Source organism: SAR324 cluster bacterium (assembly GCA_029245725.1).
GTDB lineage: Bacteria > SAR324 > SAR324 > SAR324 > NAC60-12 > JCVI-SCAAA005.
On the sequence record JAQWOT010000193.1, the window covers coordinates 1 to 2,120 of the forward strand.

Below are 2,120 nucleotides of genomic sequence, written 5' to 3' on the forward strand. Positions count from 1 at the left end.
TCGGCTTGGCCTTTGCTGAAAACCTCCGCAGTAGTTCGATCTCTGCAAGCAGCCTGGTCCTTACTGACAACCAAGGCCATGCCGTCACAGGCACCGTCTCAGTGAAGAGAAACTGGTTGCTCTTCAAACCTACAATCAACCTCAATCAAAAGACGACTTACCAGGCCACCGCATCTGCAGGCTTAAAGAGCCAGTCTGGACAGAAACTTCTAAACAACTACTCCTGGAGTTTTACCACCGGAGATAAAAGCACCAACAAATTTCCAAGAGTGATTCAGAAAGAACCCCAGGACAATGCCACCGGAGTTGCTCGCAACACTATTCCAACCCTGACCTTTGAAGGGCCTCTCTTTGAGGGAACTAAACTGACTACTGTTGGAGGGAGTGTTGAGTGGGTAGTCGTTTACCCATATGACGCTAACAATGGCAGGTATAGAGTTGGTATTGATAATCGGAAATTCACTCATGGATTAATCAATTCAAAGGTAACGAAACTTCAATTGTTCGATCTTTGGGATGACAATGTCTCATTTAAATCATCTGATCTCTATTGGAGCGAATATTACATCTACACCAATACTCTATTCAATTGGGCAAATTCGTCCTTCTCAAGTTATATTAGGGATACTGGCGCTGGCGGGTACGCGCTCAAGGCAGAAATAAAGCACGATCTCCAATTTGAGTTACGCTACAGTGGCAATCAGAGCCTTGTCTCTTGTTCACCTTCTCTTTGGGCTGCCAGCGTTCATTGTTTGCCCAACTCCCTGCTGGATAACAACACCTCATACACTGCCACACTTGTCAAAGACAGCCTCCAGTCACTTGAGAATATTGGCAATGACAACATTAGCTGGAGTTTCAACACCGGTAACTCTACAGCCACCAATAGCGCCTCACTGCAGCACATCGGAGAATTCAATGACAACTACACTCGAAGTAGGGTCATCTTGCTCCAAGTGGGTGAGGGGGCCTCTCAATACCGGCTGAGTGATAATACTTCAACTCCTGCTGAAAGGGAGTGGCAACTGCCCCTCTTCTACCCAGTCCGGACTCCTTTTGTACTTAGTGGTGCTCAAGGCAACCAAACCGTCCAGGTCTTCTACCGCGCTGACAATCAGACACTGCCACCCTTTGATAACCAAAGTCTGAGCCTGATCTATGATTACAGCCCACCCGTGGGGGGATTGACCCTGCCGGAGGCTACCAATCAGGAGGCTCTACCCTACCTGATTATGGCCAAGGACAACCTCAGTGGATCCTGGCGGCATCTGATCACCCCGGCTAACACGTATCCAGCTGAAGACTTAGAAACCTGGAAGAGGTTCTCCAGCAATTCAATCGACAACCCAACTCGCCAGAATCTCTGGGATAACATTACGAAGGGCAATCTCTCCTTCAACTGTGTTCACAAGCCTACTCTGCAGGCTTTTGCTGCCGGCAACTCAACCATCTTTGATAACTCCGGTCTCAACACGACCAATTGTGCCTCTTTCAGTGACTTCAACCAGCTGCTGCCCAACTGGGACAACCAAACCTTTCGTTTTGACAACTTGAGCCAGAGTACCGAGCAGAGTCACACCCTCTGGGTTCAGGATCGGGCTGGAAACATTGGCTGGGGCTTCCCCTTCAAGATTCGCTTTGATAATGCAACGCCGGATACCAGTAAGACCACCGTTGGGCTGAATAACCTCGGTCACTCCTTCAACGGCTTGAGCCTCAAGCTCAACACAACTGACAACGACACTCATTTCTTTCTGGCACAACTTGATAACAGCAGCACCCCCAATGCCTACGGCAGTGGCTGGGTCCGAGCCCAGCCAAACCTGCTCTACTCCCTGCTACTCGACAACACCAGCAACACAAGGCAGCACGCACTCTATCTATGGCTGAGAGACAAGGCTGGAAACATTGACAACCTGACTTCCACCAGAACCGTTTATCGCGCCTGGCTCTATGACGGACAGACCAGAGTCGATAATCAGAGCAACCCAACCATCAATGCCTATGCTGGTCTCAAAATCAAGTACCCACAAAGTTTGCCCAGTAGCTATCCGCTGGCTAATCTTCAGCTTAAAAAAGCCAGTGACAACCAAACTGTCAGTGGGCAATGGAATCTGGAC

Annotated in this window: 1 protein-coding gene; it reads left to right on the forward strand. The window is 49.2% G+C overall.

Going from position 1 to position 2,120, the window contains the following annotated elements:
• Positions 1-5: 5 nt before the first annotated feature.
• On the forward strand, positions 6-2,120 hold a 2,115-nt coding region (locus tag P8O70_10230; GenBank protein MDG2197248.1), incomplete at its 3' end, for an Ig-like domain-containing protein.